Source organism: Cellulomonas iranensis NBRC 101100 = JCM 18110 (assembly GCF_001552375.1).
In the GTDB taxonomy this organism is placed as follows: domain Bacteria; phylum Actinomycetota; class Actinomycetes; order Actinomycetales; family Cellulomonadaceae; genus Cellulomonas; species Cellulomonas iranensis.
Genome location: NZ_BCRB01000009.1, coordinates 1 through 15,049 on the forward strand (window position 1 = coordinate 1; position 15,049 = coordinate 15,049).

General features: G+C 76.2%; 12 protein-coding genes. 4 read left to right on the forward strand and 8 right to left on the reverse strand.

Translation table 11 applies throughout. The features are described from left to right. The coding region (locus CS2_RS02770) for a cellulose binding domain-containing protein (RefSeq protein WP_174524289.1) at positions 1-381 on the forward strand (381 nt) is incomplete at its 5' end. 54 nt (positions 382-435) lie between these two features. Here the strand turns inward: CS2_RS02770 and CS2_RS02775 are convergent. Continuing rightward, a complete protein-coding gene (locus CS2_RS02775; protein WP_070318838.1) occupies positions 436-2,256 on the reverse strand; it encodes a phospho-sugar mutase in 1,821 nt (606 codons plus the stop codon). 166 nt (positions 2,257-2,422) lie between these two features. Further along, positions 2,423-3,298: a purine-nucleoside phosphorylase gene (locus CS2_RS02780; RefSeq protein ID WP_046530340.1), complete on the reverse strand. Its 876-nt coding sequence runs from the start codon at positions 3,296-3,298 to the stop codon at positions 2,423-2,425. Positions 3,299-3,420: 122 nt separating this feature from the next. Here CS2_RS02780 and CS2_RS02785 point away from each other — a divergent pair, with 122 nt between their 5' ends. Next, the gene (locus CS2_RS02785) at positions 3,421-4,857 is read left to right on the forward strand and encodes an NAD(P)H-quinone dehydrogenase (protein ID WP_070318839.1); all 1,437 of its coding nucleotides are present in this window, start codon (positions 3,421-3,423) and stop codon (positions 4,855-4,857) included. Positions 4,858-4,904: 47 nt separating this feature from the next. Here the strand turns inward: CS2_RS02785 and efeB are convergent, their stop codons facing one another. The 6 genes from efeB to CS2_RS02815 form a co-directional block, all read right to left on the reverse strand. Continuing rightward, positions 4,905-6,311 carry an iron uptake transporter deferrochelatase/peroxidase subunit gene (efeB, locus tag CS2_RS02790; RefSeq protein ID WP_070318797.1) on the reverse strand — a complete coding sequence of 469 codons (1,407 nt, stop codon included), beginning with the start codon at positions 6,309-6,311 and terminating at the stop codon, positions 4,905-4,907. Positions 6,312-6,315: 4 nt separating this feature from the next. Beyond that, complete coding sequence (gene efeO, locus CS2_RS02795) at positions 6,316-7,545, reverse strand: iron uptake system protein EfeO (RefSeq protein WP_070318840.1); 1,230 nt, start codon at positions 7,543-7,545, stop codon at positions 6,316-6,318. 120 nt (positions 7,546-7,665) lie between these two features. Beyond that, a complete protein-coding gene (gene efeU, locus CS2_RS02800) occupies positions 7,666-8,523 on the reverse strand; it encodes an iron uptake transporter permease EfeU (RefSeq protein ID WP_070318798.1) in 858 nt (285 codons plus the stop codon). Positions 8,524-8,654: 131 nt separating this feature from the next. Continuing rightward, complete coding sequence (locus tag CS2_RS02805) at positions 8,655-9,137, reverse strand: NUDIX hydrolase (RefSeq protein WP_070318841.1); 483 nt, start codon at positions 9,135-9,137, stop codon at positions 8,655-8,657. A gap of 13 nt (positions 9,138-9,150) precedes the next feature. Further along, a complete protein-coding gene (locus CS2_RS02810; RefSeq protein WP_217997352.1) occupies positions 9,151-10,953 on the reverse strand; it encodes an acetyl/propionyl/methylcrotonyl-CoA carboxylase subunit alpha in 1,803 nt (600 codons plus the stop codon). Between the two features lie 234 nt (positions 10,954-11,187). Further along, positions 11,188-11,853: a Maf family protein gene (locus CS2_RS02815; protein ID WP_070318799.1), complete on the reverse strand. Its 666-nt coding sequence runs from the start codon at positions 11,851-11,853 to the stop codon at positions 11,188-11,190. A gap of 180 nt (positions 11,854-12,033) precedes the next feature. Between CS2_RS02815 and CS2_RS02820 the strand changes: the two genes are divergently transcribed. After that, a complete protein-coding gene (locus tag CS2_RS02820) occupies positions 12,034-12,726 on the forward strand; it encodes a vitamin K epoxide reductase family protein (protein ID WP_226236609.1) in 693 nt (230 codons plus the stop codon). A gap of 286 nt (positions 12,727-13,012) precedes the next feature. Then, positions 13,013-14,923 (forward strand): carbohydrate-binding module family 20 domain-containing protein, encoded by a 1,911-nt coding sequence (locus CS2_RS02825; RefSeq protein ID WP_233421045.1) that lies wholly within the window; start codon positions 13,013-13,015, stop codon positions 14,921-14,923. Positions 14,924-15,049 lie beyond the last annotated feature (126 nt).

A 15,049-nucleotide genomic window follows, 5' to 3' on the forward strand; every position in this document is an offset into this window, starting at 1 on the left:
AGCGCGGCGCCCACCGCCCCGCCGACCTCCGGCGCGCCCGGCGTCGCCGCGCCGCCCGCGGCCGTGCCGGCCGGTGCCTGCACGGCGACCTACGAGCTCCTCAACGCCTGGCCGGGCGGGTTCCAGGGGCAGGTCCGCGTCACGGCGTCCGCGCCCGACCTGCGGGGGTGGACCGTGTCCTGGACGCGGCCGGACGGCGTCGAGATGAGCGACGACACGTGGGGCGCGGCGTTCACCTACAGCGGAGACGTCGTGACGGCCGAGAGCCTGTCCTGGAACGGGACCGTCGCGCAGGGGGAGTCCGTGGTCGTCGGGTTCAACGCCGGCGCGCAGCAGGCGCCCACGACCCTGCCCGGGCTGCGCTGCGCGCGCACCGGCTGACCGTGCCGTCGGTGGTGCGGTGCCGCGAGGCGCGCCGCACCACCGACGTCGACGTCAGGCGGCGTCGAGGCCCAGTGCGGCCCGCACGTCGTGCGCGACGTGCGCGAGCCGCTCGCGGGCGCTGCCGTGCGCGGCGTCCAGGGTCTCCCGGTCCGCGTCGTGCGGCACCGGCACGATCACCTCGAGGTACGCCTTCACCTTGGGCTCCGTGCCCGACGGCCGCACGACGACGCGCGTGCCGTCGGACGTGAGCAGGCGGATGCCGTCGGTGGGCGGCAGGCCGCCGCGCTCGTCGTCGGTGCCGGCCGCGAGGTCGACGACCTCGGTCACCGGCGAGCCCGCGAGCGTCGCGGGCGGGGCCTCGCGCAGCGTCGTCATGGTCGCGCCGATCCGGCTCAGGTCGGAGAACCGGGCGCTGACCTGGCTGGTCGCGTGCAGGCCGTGCGCGCGCGCGAGGTCGTCGAGCGCGTCGACGAGCGTGCGCCCCTCCGCGGTGAGGCGAGCGGCCAGGTCGCACACCCGCACCGCGGCCGAGATGCCGTCCTTGTCGCGCACGTGCGCCGGGTCGACGCAGTAGCCCAGCGCCTCCTCGTAGCCGAACACCAGGCCCTCGGCGCGCGAGATCCACTTGAAGCCCGTCAGGGTCGACGCGAACCGCAGCCCGGCGTCGCGCGCGACGGCCGCCAGCAGGCGCGACGACACGATCGAGCAGGCGAGCGTCGCGTCGTCGGCGGCCCCGCCGTCCCGTGCGCGGGCCGCGGCGTCCGCGCCCAGCAGCGCGCCCACCTCGTCGCCCGTGAGCATGCGCCAGCCGTCGGCCTGCGGCGTCTCGGGCCCGAGGGACCGGACGTGCGCGCGCCGGTCGCGCACCGCGACCGCGCAGCGGTCCGCGTCGGGGTCGACCGCGACGACCAGGTCGGCCCGGGTCGCGGCGGCGAGCGCGAGCGCGAGGTCGGTCGCGCCCGGCTCCTCGGGGTTCGGGAACGCGACGGTCGGGAAGTCGGGGTCCGGCTCGGCCTGCTCCGGCACGAGCGTGACGTCGGGGAAGCCGGCCCGCGCGAGCACGTCGACCGCGACGGCCCCGCCGACGCCGTGCAACGGCGTCAGCACGACCTTCAGCCGCTCGCGCCCGGCCGGGTCACCGCCGGGCGCGACCGCCGCCGCGTCCGCGACGTACGCGTCGACGACGTCCTCGCCGAGCGTCGTCCAGCCGGACGCCGCGCGCGGCACCGACGCGACCGACCGGACCCGCGCGATCGCGGCGGCGATCGCCGCGTCCGCGGGCGGCACGATCTGCGCGCCCTGCCCGGCGCCCGTGACGACCCGGCCCCCCAGGTACACCTTGTAGCCGTTGTCACGCGGCGGGTTGTGGGACGCGGTCACCATGACCCCCGCGTCGGCGTCGAACCGGCGCACGGCCGACGCCAGCACGGGCGTCGGCAGGGGCCGCGGCAGCAGCAGCACCTCGATGCCGACGGCCGTCATGACCTCGGCCGTGTCGAGCGCGAACCGGTGCGAGTTGTGGCGGGCGTCGTACCCGACGACCACGCGCGGCGCGGGCGACGCGCCCTCGAGCTCGCCGACCAGGAAGTCTGCGAGCCCCGCGGCCGCGCGGATCACCACGGCGCGGTTCATGCGGTGCGGGCCGCCCGCGAGCTCGCCGCGCAGCCCGGCGGTGCCGAACTGCAGCAGCCCGGAGAACCGGTCCGCGAGCTCGGTGCGCGCGGCCTCGGCGTCCGCGCGGACCAGGTCGGCGGCGGTCTCGGTGGCCGCGCTGCGCGGGTCCTCGCGCGCGGTGCGCAGCAGGTCCGCGAGCTCGTCGGCGGTCTGCGGGTCGGGGTCGTCCGCGATCCAGGCCTCGACCTCCTCGACCAGACGCGTCCACGCGTCGTGCTCGTCGGTGCCGGGTCGGTCGTCCGCGGGTGCCGCCGGCGCGTCGCCGCGCAGCACGTCGTCGTGGTCGGAGCTGCTCACCCCTCCAACCTACTGGCCGGTACCGCTGCGTCGCGCCGGACGGCGACGTCCGGCGCGACGCGTCGCGTCACACGCGCCGCACGACCTCCGCGAGGAGCGCGCTGATGCGCGGCCCGGCCGCGCGGCCGGCCTCGAGCACCTCGGCGTGGTCGAGCGGCTCGGGGCTGATGCCCGCGCCGAGGTTCGTGACGAGCGAGATGCCGAGCACCTCCAGGCCCGCGTGACGCGCGGCGATCGCCTCGAGCGTCGTCGACATGCCGACGAGGTCGCCGCCGATGCGGCCCGCCATCGCGACCTCCGCGGGCGTCTCGTAGTGCGGCCCGGGGAACTGCACGTACACGCCCTCGTCGAGGCTCGCGTCGACCTCGCGCGCGACCGCGCGCAGACGCGGCGAGTACAGGTCGGTGAGGTCGACGAACGTCGCGCCCTCGAGCGGCGACGTCGCCGTGAGGTTGATGTGGTCGCGGATCAGGACGGGCGTGCCCGGCCCCCACGCGAGGTTGAGCCCGCCGCAGCCGTTGGTGAGGACGATCGTCGAGGCACCCGTCGCGGCCGCCGTGCGCACGCCGTGCACGACGCGCCGCACGCCGCGGCCCTCGTACAGGTGCGTGCGCGAGCCCAGCACGAGCGCGAACCGGTCGGGGCGACCGTCGGCCCCCGCGATGCGGATCGAGCGCAGCGTGCCCACGTGCCCCTGCACGGCCGGGCGCGAGAAGCCCGGGACCTCGTGGCTCGGCAGCTCGGCGACCGTCTCGCCCAGCAGGTCGGCCGCGCCGCCCCAGCCGGAGCCGAGCACGAGCGCGACGTCGTGGCGCTCGACGCCCGTGCGGGCGGCGATCACCTCCGCCGCGCGGCGGGCGACCTCGAACGGGTCGGTCGTGGGGTCGTCGAGGTCGGGGACAGCGCCGCCGGTGAGGTCGTGCGCGGGGGAGACGTCGGTCATGGGCCCAGGCTAGTCGCGGGGCCCGGCGGCGGTCCGTCGGGCAGGATGGGACGGTGACCAGCCACGCGCCCGCCGCCGCCCCCGACGAGCCGACCGCTCCCGCCACGACCGCCGCGTCGACCGTGCGTCCCGCCCCCGACGCGCCGTCCGCGGGCCGGGTCGTGGTCGTCGGCGGCGGGCCCGGCGGGTACGAGGCCGCACTGGTCGCGCGGCGCCTCGGGGCGCACGTCACGGTCGTCGAGCGCGCCGGCCTCGGCGGGTCCGCCGTGCTGACCGACGTCGTCCCGTCGAAGACCCTCATCGCGACGGCCGAGTGGATGACCATCGCCGACCGCGCACCCGAGCTGGGCATCCGCACCGACGCGGTCGGGGCCGACTCGCCCGCCGACCTGCTGCGGCACCGCATCGACCTCGGCGCCGTCAACGCGCGCGTGCGGACGCTCGCGGCCGCGCAGTCCGACGACATCCGCGCGCGCCTCGCGCGCGAGGGCGTCGACATCGTCGCGGGCACCGGCCGGCTGCTCGACCCCGAGCACGTCGCGGTGACCGAGGGCGACGGCCGCGAGCGCGTGCTCGACGCCGACGTCGTGCTCGTCGCGACGGGCGCGACGCCGCGCGTGCTGCCCGACGCGCGGCCCGACGGCGAGCGCATCCTCACCTGGACGCAGCTCTACGACCTCACCGAGCTGCCCGAGCGGCTCGTCGTCGTGGGGTCCGGCGTCACGGGCGCCGAGTTCGCGGGCGCGTACACGTCGCTCGGTGCGGACGTCGTGCTCGTGTCGAGCCGCGACCGCGTGCTGCCCGGCGAGGACGCCGACGCGGCCGAGCTGATCGAGCGGGTGTTCCGGCAGCGCGGCATGACGGTGATGTCGCGCTCGCGGGCGTCGTCGGCGCGGCGCACGGCCGACGGCGTGGTCGTGACGCTCGAGGACGGGCGCACGGTCGAGGGCTCGCACGTGCTGTTCGCGGTCGGGTCGGTGCCGACCACGCGCGGGATCGGCCTCGAGGAGGCAGGCGTGCGGCTCACGCCGTCGGGGCACGTCGAGGTCGACAAGGTCTCGCGCACCAACGTGCGGGGCGTGTACGCCGCGGGGGACTGCACGGGCGTGCTGCCGCTCGCGTCGGTCGCCGCGACGCAGGGCCGCATCGCGATGTCGCACGCGCTCGGCGACGCCGTGCGGCCGCTGCAGCTGCGCGGCATCTCCGCCAACATCTTCACGGCGCCCGAGATCGCGACCGTCGGGGTCCCCGAGTCGGTGCTCAAGGAGCGCGGCACGCACTACCGCACGAGCATGCTGCCGCTGTCGCGCAACCCGCGCGCCAAGATGCTCGGCGTCCGCGACGGGTTCATCAAGCTGTTCGCGCACGCGGGCACGGGCACCGTGCTGGGCGGCGTCGTGGTCGGGCCGCGTGCGAGCGAGTCCGTGTTCCCGCTGACGCTCGCCGTCACGCACCGGCTCACGGCCGACCAGGTGGCCGACGCGTCGACCGTGTACCCGTCGATGTCGGGGACGATCGGCGAGGTCGCGCGCATGCTGCACCAGCGCACCGAGGACTGAGCGCCGAGCGTCCGCGCGCCGGCCGGGCGTCCCGCGGCGGCACCGGGTCAGCCCAGCAGCGTGTCGCCCCAGAACGCGCCGTCCGCCATCATGACGGCCCCGCCGTCGGCGCCGGTCGGCAGCGACGCGACGCCCGGCGGCACCGCGTACAGCCCGGACCCGGTGTGCTGCAGGTACTCCTGCAGCCGGTCCTCGCGCGACATGCGCGCCTGCATCGGCACGTACTGCGTGCGCGGGTCGCGCACGAACGCGAGGAAGAACAGTCCCGCGTCGAGGCGGCCGAGCGCGTCGTTGCCGTCGGTGAAGTTGTAGCCGCGGCGCAGCATGCGCGCGCCGCCGTTGCGGGTCGGGTGCGCGAGCGCGACGTGCGAGTCCACGGGGATGAGCGGCCGACCGCCGCGGCCCTCGCGTGCGAAGTCGGGCTCGGAGTGCTCCGCGCCGCCCGACAGCGGCGCACCCTCGGCCTTGGTGCGGCCGACGACGGCCTCCTGCTCGCGCAGCGAGGACCGGTCCCAGGTCTCGATGGTCATGCGGATGCGCCGCGCGACGAGGTAGCTGCCGCCCGCGAGCCAGTCCGCCGCCGCGTCGTCGCCCGGCTGGACCCACACGTGCTCGTCGAGCGCGGCGGTCTCCTCGGCCATGACGTTCGCGGTGCCGTCCTTGAAGCCGAACAGGTTGCGCGGCGTGCGCTGCGCGGTGCTGGTCGACGACGTGCGGCCGTACCCGAGCTGCGCCCACCGCAGCGTCGCGGTGCCGAACGCCGCGCGCGACAGGTTGCGGATCGCGTGCACCGCGACCTGCGGGTCGTCGGCGCAGGCCTGCACCACGAGGTCGCCGTCGCACCGCGCGGGGTCGAGCGCGTCGCCCGCGAACTGCGGCAGCGCGACGAGCGCGGCGGGCAGCCGGTCGGCGAGGCCGAACCGGTCGACGCCCGGCGTGCCGTCGGGGCCCGGTGTCCCGACGAACAGCGACCGGCCGAACCCGACCGTGACCGTCAGGCCCGCGGGCGGCAGGTCGAGCGCCTCACCCGTGTCGTCCGGCGGTGCGTCGTACGGGCCCGACGTAGGGCCGAGCGGGCCGGCGGGCAGACCCTGCGTGAGCCGCGCCGCCATGACGGTCCAGCGCCGCAGCAGGTCGACGAGCTCGCCGCGGTCGGTCGTCGTGAGGTCGAACGCCGCGGCGTACAGGCGGTCCTGCGCGGGCGTCACGACGCCGGCCTGGTGACGGCCGGTGAACGCGTACGTGCGTGCCGCGGCGGTCGGCGCGGCGGCGGGCGCGGGTGCCGGTGCGGTCGCGCGGCCCGCGCCGAGCCCCGCGAGGCCCGCACCGACCGCGACCGCACCGCCCCAGCCCAGCAGCGCGCGGCGGCTCACGCCGCGCGGGGACGGCCCCGGGGCCGGTGCCGTCCCCGCCGGCGCGTCCGGGTCGGGTGCGGGTGCGGTCGCGTCGGTCACGGGGTCACGCGCTCGTCACGGTGGTGGTCAGACGCGACAGCGGCTCCGACAGCGCGTCGACCGCGGCCGCGAGCTCGCGGACCTGCGGCTCGGTGAGCGTGTCGTAGCCGACGAAGCCGGCGTCGACCGAGCCGTGCTGCGCGAGCAGCTGCTCGAGGGCGGCGAACCGCTCGTCGAGCTGCGTCGCGAGGTCGGGGTCCTGCTCGCGCACGACGTCCTGCACGACCTCGTAGGCGACGCGCGCGCCGTCGACGTTGGCCGCGAAGTCCCACAGGTCGGTGTGGGACCAGATCTCCTCCTCGCCCGTGACCTTGCCGGTCGCGACCTCGTCGAGCAGCTCCTTCGCGCCGTTGGTGATCTGGAACGCCTCGAACGTGAACGACGGGTCGGTCACGGCGTCGACGAGCTTCTGCGTGTTCGCGACGAGGTCCTGGGCGGCGGCCACGCGCTCCTCGGGCGTCAGGGGCACGTACGCGGCGCCGCCGTTCGCCTCGGGCGTCGGCTGCCACAGGTCCTTCTCGATCAGGTGCCAGCCGCTCCACGTGTCGCCGTCCACGAGGTCGGCCTCGCGCAGGTCGAGCAGCGGGTCGAGGTCGCCGAACGACTCGGCGACGGGCTCGACGCGCTCCCAGTGCACGCGCGTCGGCGCGTAGAGCTCGCGCGCGCGGGCGTCGTCGCCGGCCGCGTACGCGTCGGCGAGCTCCTGCGTGCCGGCGACGAGCGTGCCGACCTGGTCCTTGACGTACGCGACGTAGGACGCCTCGGCGGCCGCGAGCTGCTCGGCGACGTCGCCCGTGGGCCCCGTGCCGGCGCCCGAGTCGGTCACCGTGAACGCCGCGCGGATGCCCTCGCCGACCATGCCGGGCTTGCAGGCGGTGAAGTAGTCGCCCGGGCGGGCCTGGATCACGAGGTCGCGCGAGATGCCGGGGCCGATGTTCTCGACCTCGGAGACCACCCGCAGCCCGTCCTCGCCCAGGAGGTAGAACTCGGTGACGTCGTCCCCCGTGTTGGTGACCCGGAACGTGAGCGTGCCGGACGGCGCCGACGTGGTGGAGACGTCGCACGCGTCGGCGCTGGACGACACCGTGATGGGGCCGCCGTCCCCGGCCGCGCCGGTCGCCGCGCCGGTGGGCGTGTTGGCGACGCACGCGGCCAGCAGCGGCAGCGCGAGGGCGGCCGTGAGGCCGCCGCGCAGGTGGGACGCGCGGACGGTGGTCCGCGGGGCGGGGCGCAGGGGTGCGGGGCGCGGGGTCGGGGACACGGGACTCCTCGGGAGCGGGCGCGGGTGCGCGGGCGTCGGTGCGGTTGGGCACGCGGTGTCGCGCGCCGGGGTGGGACGGCGGTGGGGCGCGGCTCACGCGGGAGGAGCGCCGGCCGCGACGGGCGTCGGGGTCGCACGGCGCGGCGCGCCGCCGCGCACGGTGCGCAGGAAGACGGCGCCGGTCGGGACGACGTAGCAGGTCCACGCGATCGCCTGCAGCCACGTCGTGGCGGGCGAGAAGTTGAGGACGCCCTTGAGCAGCGCGCCGTACCAGCTGGACGGCGGCACGGCGGCGGAGACGTCGAACGCGAGGTCGTGCAGCCCGGGCAGGAGGCCGGCCTCCTGCAGGTCGTGCACGCCGTAGGCGAGCACGCCGCCCGCGACCACGACGAGGAAGGCGCCGGTCCACGCGAAGAAGCGCCGCAGGTCGAGGCGGACGGCGCCGCGGTAGAGGGCCCAGCCGAGCGCGATCGCGACGACGAGGCCGAGCAGGGCCCCGAGCAGCGGTGCGGCGCTCGTGCTGCCGGCGGCGCGTGCCCCGGCCCACAGGAAGAGCGCGGTCTCGAGGCCCTCGCGACCGACCGCGAGCAGCGCGACGACGGCGACCGCGCGGCGCCCGGACGCGACCGCGCCGTCGAGCTTGTGCTCGAGGTCGCCGCGCAGCGTGCGCGCGGTCCGCGCCATCCAGAAGATCATCCACGTGAGCAGGCCCACGGCGACGATGGACAGCGAGCCGCCGATGGCCTCCTGCGCCTCGAACGTCAGCCCCTGCGGACCGAACGTGAGGAGCGCGCCGAACGCCAGGGACGCGAGCGCGGCGACGCCGACGCCCGCCCAGACGGCGGGCAGCTGGTCGCGGCGTCCGGTGCGCACGAGGTACGCGACGAGGATGCTGACGACGAGGGCGGCCTCGAGGCCCTCGCGCAGGCCGATGAGGAAGTTCGCGAGCACGGGCGTCCCTGGTGGTGCGGGGGACGGCGGGCGGGGGACCCCGGACGCCGGGTGAGGTAAGGCTCACCTCATCGGTCGGGAGCGTACTCCTGCTCCGCGCGTGCGCACACCCCCGGACCACGTGGCGCGGCTCACGCCGCCAGGCGCTCCAGCAGCGTGGGCCACGCGTCGGCGAACGCGGGCAGCAGCGGGCGGTCGGGCACCTCGGCGAGGGGCACCCACGCGACCGCGAGGCTCTCGGCGTCCGTCACCGCGGGCTCGAACGGCGTCAGCGCCTCCGCGAGCACGGTCGTGTACGACCAGTCGGGGTGCGTCAGCACGTGCTCGCCGCGCACCGCGACCGTCGCGGGGTCGACCCCGGCCTCCTCGTGCGCCTCGCGCAGCGCGGCGTCGACGGCCGTCTCCTGCGGCTCGCGCGCACCGCCGGGCAGCCCCCAGGTGCCGCCCTGGTCGCTCCACGGCGCACGGTGCTGCAGCACGACGTCGGTCGCCGCACCGGTCGCGTCGCGCCGCACGAGCAGCAGCCCGGCCGCGCCGTGCAGGCCCCAGTGGCGCCGCCCGCACGCGCACTCGACCCAGCCGTCGCCCGGACGGCGGTGGGTCGGGCGCGGCACGCTCACGCGGACGTCAGCCGACGATCTCGCAGATCGCGGTGCCCGCGCTCACGCTCGAGCCGACGCCCGCCGTGAGCGACTGCACCGTGCCCGCGCGGTGCGCGACGAGCGGCTGCTCCATCTTCATGGCCTCGAGCACCACGACGAGGTCGCCCTCGGCGACCTGCTCGCCCTCGGCGACCGCGACCTTGACGATCGTGCCCTGCATGGGCGACGCGAGCGTCGTGCCGTTGCCGGCGGCGCGCGTGCTGCGTGCGCGCGGCGAGCGGCGCGGACCGGCGCCGGGACGCGCGCGCCCGGGCCCGGTGCCCGGCACGCGGCCCAGGCCGAGCGCGGCGGGCAGCACGACCTCGAGCCGCTTGCCGCCGACCTCGACCACGACGCGCTCGAGCGCCGCGTCGGGCTCGTCCTCGGTCTCCTGCGCCGGGGCGGGCGTGCGGCCGAGCGCCGCGACGGTCTCGGCGAACTCGGTCTCGATCCAGCGCGTGTGCACCGAGAACGGCTGCGCGTCGTCGGCGGGCACGAACGCCTCCGACTCCAGCACGGCGCGGTGGAACGGCACGACCGTCGGGATGCCGACGACCTCGAGCTCGGCCAGCGCGCGGCGCGCCCGCTCGACCGCCTGGCGGCGCGTCGCGCCCGTGACGATGACCTTGGCGATCATCGAGTCGAACAGTCCCGACACGGTGTCGCCCTCGGCGACGCCCGAGTCGACGCGCACGCCCGGCCCGGACGGGTAGCGCAGCCGCGTGATGCGGCCCGGTGCGGGCAGGAAGCCGGCGGCCGGGTCCTCGCCGTTGAGGCGGAACTCGATCGAGTGCCCGCGCGTCTCGACCTCGGTGTAGCCCAGCGGCTCGCCCGCGGCGATGCGCAGCTGCTCGCGCACGAGGTCGATGCCGCTGATCTCCTCGGTCACGGGGTGCTCGACCTGCAGACGCGTGTTGACCTCGAGGAACGACACCGTCCCGTCGACGCCCACGAGGAACTCGCACGTGCCCGCGCCGACGTACCCGGCCTCGCGCAGGATCGCCTGCGACGCCGTGACGAGCGTCGCGCGCTGCTCGTCGGTGAGGAACGGCGCGGGCGCCTCCTCGACGAGCTTCTGGTGGCGGCGCTGCAGCGAGCAGTCGCGCGTCGAGACGACGACGACCGTGCCGTGCTGGTCCGCGAGGCACTGCGTCTCGACGTGCCGCGGCCGGTCGAGGTACCGCTCGACGAAGCACTCGCCGCGCCCGAACGACGCCACGGCCTCGCGGACCGCCGACTCGTACATCTCGTCGATCTCGTCGGCCGTGCGCGCGACCTTGAGGCCGCGCCCGCCGCCGCCGAACGCCGCCTTGATGGCGATCGGCAGGCCGTGCTCGGCGACGAACGCGTGGATCTGCGAGGCGTCCGCGACCGGGTCGGGCGTGCCCGCGACGAGCGGCGCACCGGCGCGCTGCGCGATGTGCCGCGCGCTGACCTTGTCGCCGAGGCCCTCGATCGCGGCCGGCGGCGGGCCGACCCACACGAGGCCGGCGTCCATGACGGCCTGCGCGAAGTGCGCGTTCTCGGACAGGAAGCCGTAGCCGGGGTGCACGGCGTCGGCGCCCGAGCGGCGCGCGACGTCGAGCAGCTTGGCGACGTCGAGGTACGTCTCGGCGGCGCGGGCGCCGTCGAGCGCGTACGCCTCGTCGGCGACGCGCACGTGCAGGGCCTCGCGGTCGGTGTCCGAGTACACGGCGACCGACGCGATCCCGGCGTCACGGCAGGCACGGGCGATGCGGACGGCGATCTCGCCGCGGTTGGCGACGAGGACCTTGGTGATGGCGGGCACGGCTCACGGTAGCGCGCGATCCGTCCCGGTCCGCGGTGCCGTCCGGGCGTCGTCGCAAGATTGCCGCATCCCCCCAGCCGCGCGCGGTTCGTTTTGGAGGAACCCACCACTGCGCGTCGCCCAGGGCTCCTGCTGCCCGGCGCGGTTGTGGCGACTGCACAACCCGCGCCTCGTCGGGGAGGGGGCCGCGGGGCGGGGAGGGGAGCGGCGGGTGTCGTGCGACGTCGTGGCGGCTCAGCGGCGCCAGAGGGCGGGGACCGTGAGGTCCACGTCGGCCAGCAGGTGGCGCAGCAGCGGCAGGCTCACGCCGACGACGGCGTGGTGGTCGCCCTCGATCCGCTCGACGAACGGCCCGCCCAGCCCGTCGATCGTGAACGCACCCGCGACGGCGAGCGGCTCGCGCGTCGCGACGTAGGCCGTGACCTCGTCTTCGGACAGGTCCGCGAAGTGCACGACCGTCGACGCGGTCGCCCCGAGCGTCGCGCGCGTGCCGCCGTTCTCCGGGTCGCGCTCGTCGACGAGCCAGTGGCCCGTGTGCAGCACGCCCGAGCGGCCGCGCATCGCGTGCCACCGTGCGACCGCGTCGTCGGCGTCGCGCGGCTTGCCGAGGACCTCGCCGTCGAGCTCGAGCATCGAGTCGCAGCCCAGCACCACGACGTCCTCGTCGTCGTCCCAGCCCGCGACGTCGAGCTCGTCGAGCCGGCGGGCGACGTCCTCCGCCTTGGCCTGCGCGAGCACGAGGACGGCGTCGGCCGGGTCGAGCGCGCCGAAGCGCTCGCGGGCCGCGGCGAGCACCGCGTCCTCGTCGACGCCGGAGACCGCGACGAGCGGGTCGAGGCCGGCGGACGCGAGGGTCGAGCGGCGGGCGGGGGAGGCGGAGGCGAGCAGCAGCCGGGTCACGTGCCGACCCTAGCCGCCGGTGGAGCCCGTCCGGGCCGTCGGACGGGGTGCGTGCGGACGGTCCGGACGTCGTCGCGGGGGCGCAGGTGGTCGCCGCGCGTCGGGACGTCCGACCCCTGCCGGACGCACAGGCGGGCAGGGCAGAATGACGCACCGGACCGCAGGGGCGAGGAGACCACGGTGAACGACACGACGCAGGTGCACGAGCACGACGACGAGCTCGACGAGATCGACGAGATCGACGACCACCTCGTCGAGGACGACCCCGACCTGCTGCGGCCGGCCGCCCTGCCGTGGCGGCGACGCACCGCGATCGAGATGGTCGTGTCGGGGCTCATCGGCCTGTACACGTCGTTCGTGCTGTCGATCGAGGCGCTGACCCTCGCCGCGGACAAGGACGCGAAGCTCAGCTGCGACCTCAACTCGTTCATCAGCTGCGGCACGGTCGCGAAGTCGTGGCAGGCCGAGCTGTTCGGCTTCCCCAACGCGTTCCTCGGGATCGCCGCCGAGGCGGTGGTCATCACCCTGGCGGTCGCGCTGATCGGGGGCGTGGTGTTCCCGCGCTGGTTCATGCTCAGCGCGCAGGCGATCTACACCGCCGGCCTGGTGTTCGCGTGGTGGCTGTTCCAGCAGTCGTTCTTCGAGATCGGCGCGCTGTGCCCGTGGTGCCTGCTGATCACCGTGACGACGACGCTCGTCTGGGCGGGGTTGACCCGCATCAACGTCCGGGACGGGCACATGTCGTTGCCGGGGCGTGCGGGTCCGTGGGGTCGGCGCTTCGTCGCGTCGGGCAACGACTGGTTCATCACCGCGGCCGTGCTCGTGCTGTTCGGCGCCGTGATCTTCGCGAAGTACGGCTGGACGCTGCTCTGACCCGTCCCGACGGCCCGGTCGCGTCCTGGACGTGACCGGGCCGTCGTGCGTCCCTGGCCGGTGACGGCACGCGTGACGGGCGGCGTGGCACGGGTTGACGGACCGATCGACCCTCCGTAGTCTCCCGTTTCAGCAAGATTGCAGGCTCATCGCAATCCGTTGCAGCCTGTGCGCCCCGGGTCCGCCCGGGTCACCTCCTCCACGCGGCGCACGCCGCACCGGTCGGCGCACCGACGCGCCGACCTCCCGCCCGACACCGTCGTCGAGCCCGACCGAGGAGAGTCCCGTGCCCCGACCCTCACCGCGCCCCGCCAGCGGCGCACCCGTCCCGCCCGTGGCCCCGGCGCCCGCCCTCGGTGGTGCGGCCGCCCGGCGCGCCGCCACCGACACCGCCACGGTGCGTCGTCTCACCGCCGCGGCCCTCGCGCTCGTGCTCGCGGCCGCGGCCCTCGTGGTCGCCGCCGCGCGCCCCGCCGCGGCCGGCCCGCCCGACGACCGCCCCGGCGTCACCCTCTTCCAGTGGACGTGGACGTCGATCGCGCGCGAGTGCACCGACGTCCTCGGCCCCGCCGGCTACGGCTGGGTCCAGACGTCCCCGCCGCAGGAGCACGCCGTGGTCGGCGGGCAGTGGTGGACGTCCTACCAGCCCGTGAGCTACCGCATCGAGTCCAAGCTCGGCACGCGCGCCGAGTACGCCGCCATGGTGTCGGCGTGCCGTGGCGCGGGCGTCGAGGTGATCGCCGACGCCGTCGTCAACCACATGAGCGGCCAGACCGGCGGCACCGGCTGGGCCGGCACGCAGTTCTCCACCGAGCGGTACCCCGGCCCGGCCGGCGGCTACGGCCCGCAGGACTTCAACGACTGCCGCACCAACATCGCGAGCTACCAGGACCGCTACCAGGTGCAGCACTGCCGCCTCGTGGGCCTGCAGGACCTGCGCACCGGCTCGGAGTACGTCCGCCAGGAGATCGCGGACTACCTGCTGGACCTCGTGTCCCTGGGCGTGCGCGGCTTCCGCGTCGACGCCGCCAAGCACGTCCCCGCGGCCGACCTCGAGGCGATCCTCGGCAAGGTGCGCGCGACGCCCCAGGGGCGCGACGTCTACGTCGTGCACGAGGTCATCGGCGCCGGCGGCGAGCCGATCCAGCCGGCCGAGTACCTCGGCTCGGGCGACTCGCACGAGTTCTCCTACGCGCGCCACCTCAAGGGTCAGGTGCAGTCCGGCCGGCTCGCGTCGCTGCGCGACCTGCGCACGCAGCCCTGGCTGCTGCCGTCGGACCGCGCGGGCGTGTTCGTCGACAACCACGACACCGAGCGCAACGGCGAGACCCTCAGCTACAAGGACGGCACCGACTACCGGCTCGCGAACGTCTTCATGCTCGCGTACCCGTACGGGTGGCCCACCGTCCACTCCGGGTACGCGTTCAGCGACCACGACGCCGGCGCGCCGCAGTCCGGCAGCGGCGAGGTGCTCGACGCCGCGTGCGGGCAGGGCACCTTCACGTGCGCGCACCGCTGGAACGAGACCGCGCACATGGTCGGGTTCCGCAACGCGGTGGCGGGCACGGACCTCACGCAGTGGTGGGACGACGGCGGCAGCCGCATCGCGTTCGGTCGCGGCGACCGCGGGTACGTCGCGCTGAACGCCGGGTCGTCCGCGCTGACGCGCACGTTCGCGACGTCGCTGCCCGCGGGGGCCTACTGCGACGTGATCAGCGGGCAGGCGGCCGGCGGCGCGTGCACCGGGACGACCGTCACGGTCGACGCCGCGGGCCGCGCGACGTTCACCGTCCCCGCCGAGGGAGCCGTCGCGCTGCACGTCGGCCAGCGACCGTCCGGGACGACGGCGCCCACGCCCACCCCGACGCCCACGCCCACCCCGACGCCCGCACCGAGCCCGACGGGCGCCGCGCAGGTCGCGTTCGGCGTCACCGCGACGACCGTGTGGGGGCAGGACCTGTACGTCGTCGGCGACCACGCGGCCCTCGGCGGCTGGGACCCGGCGCGCGCCGTGCCCCTGTCGTCCGCGACCTACCCGGTGTGGCGCGCGACCGTGACGCTCCCGCCGGGCACGGCCGTGCAGTACAAGTACGTCCGCAAGCAGGGCGCGACCGTCACGTGGGAGTCGGGGGCGAACCGCACGCTCACGGTGCCCGCGAGCGGCACCCTCACGACGACGGACACGTGGCGCCCCTGACCGGGGACCGGACGACGTCCGCCCGCCCGGCCCTCCGTGCGGAGGTCCGGGCGGGCGGCTGAGACGGGGGCGGCGCCGGGCGCGTGGAGGTGACCGGCGCCGCCCCTCCCGTCGTGCGAGGGACGG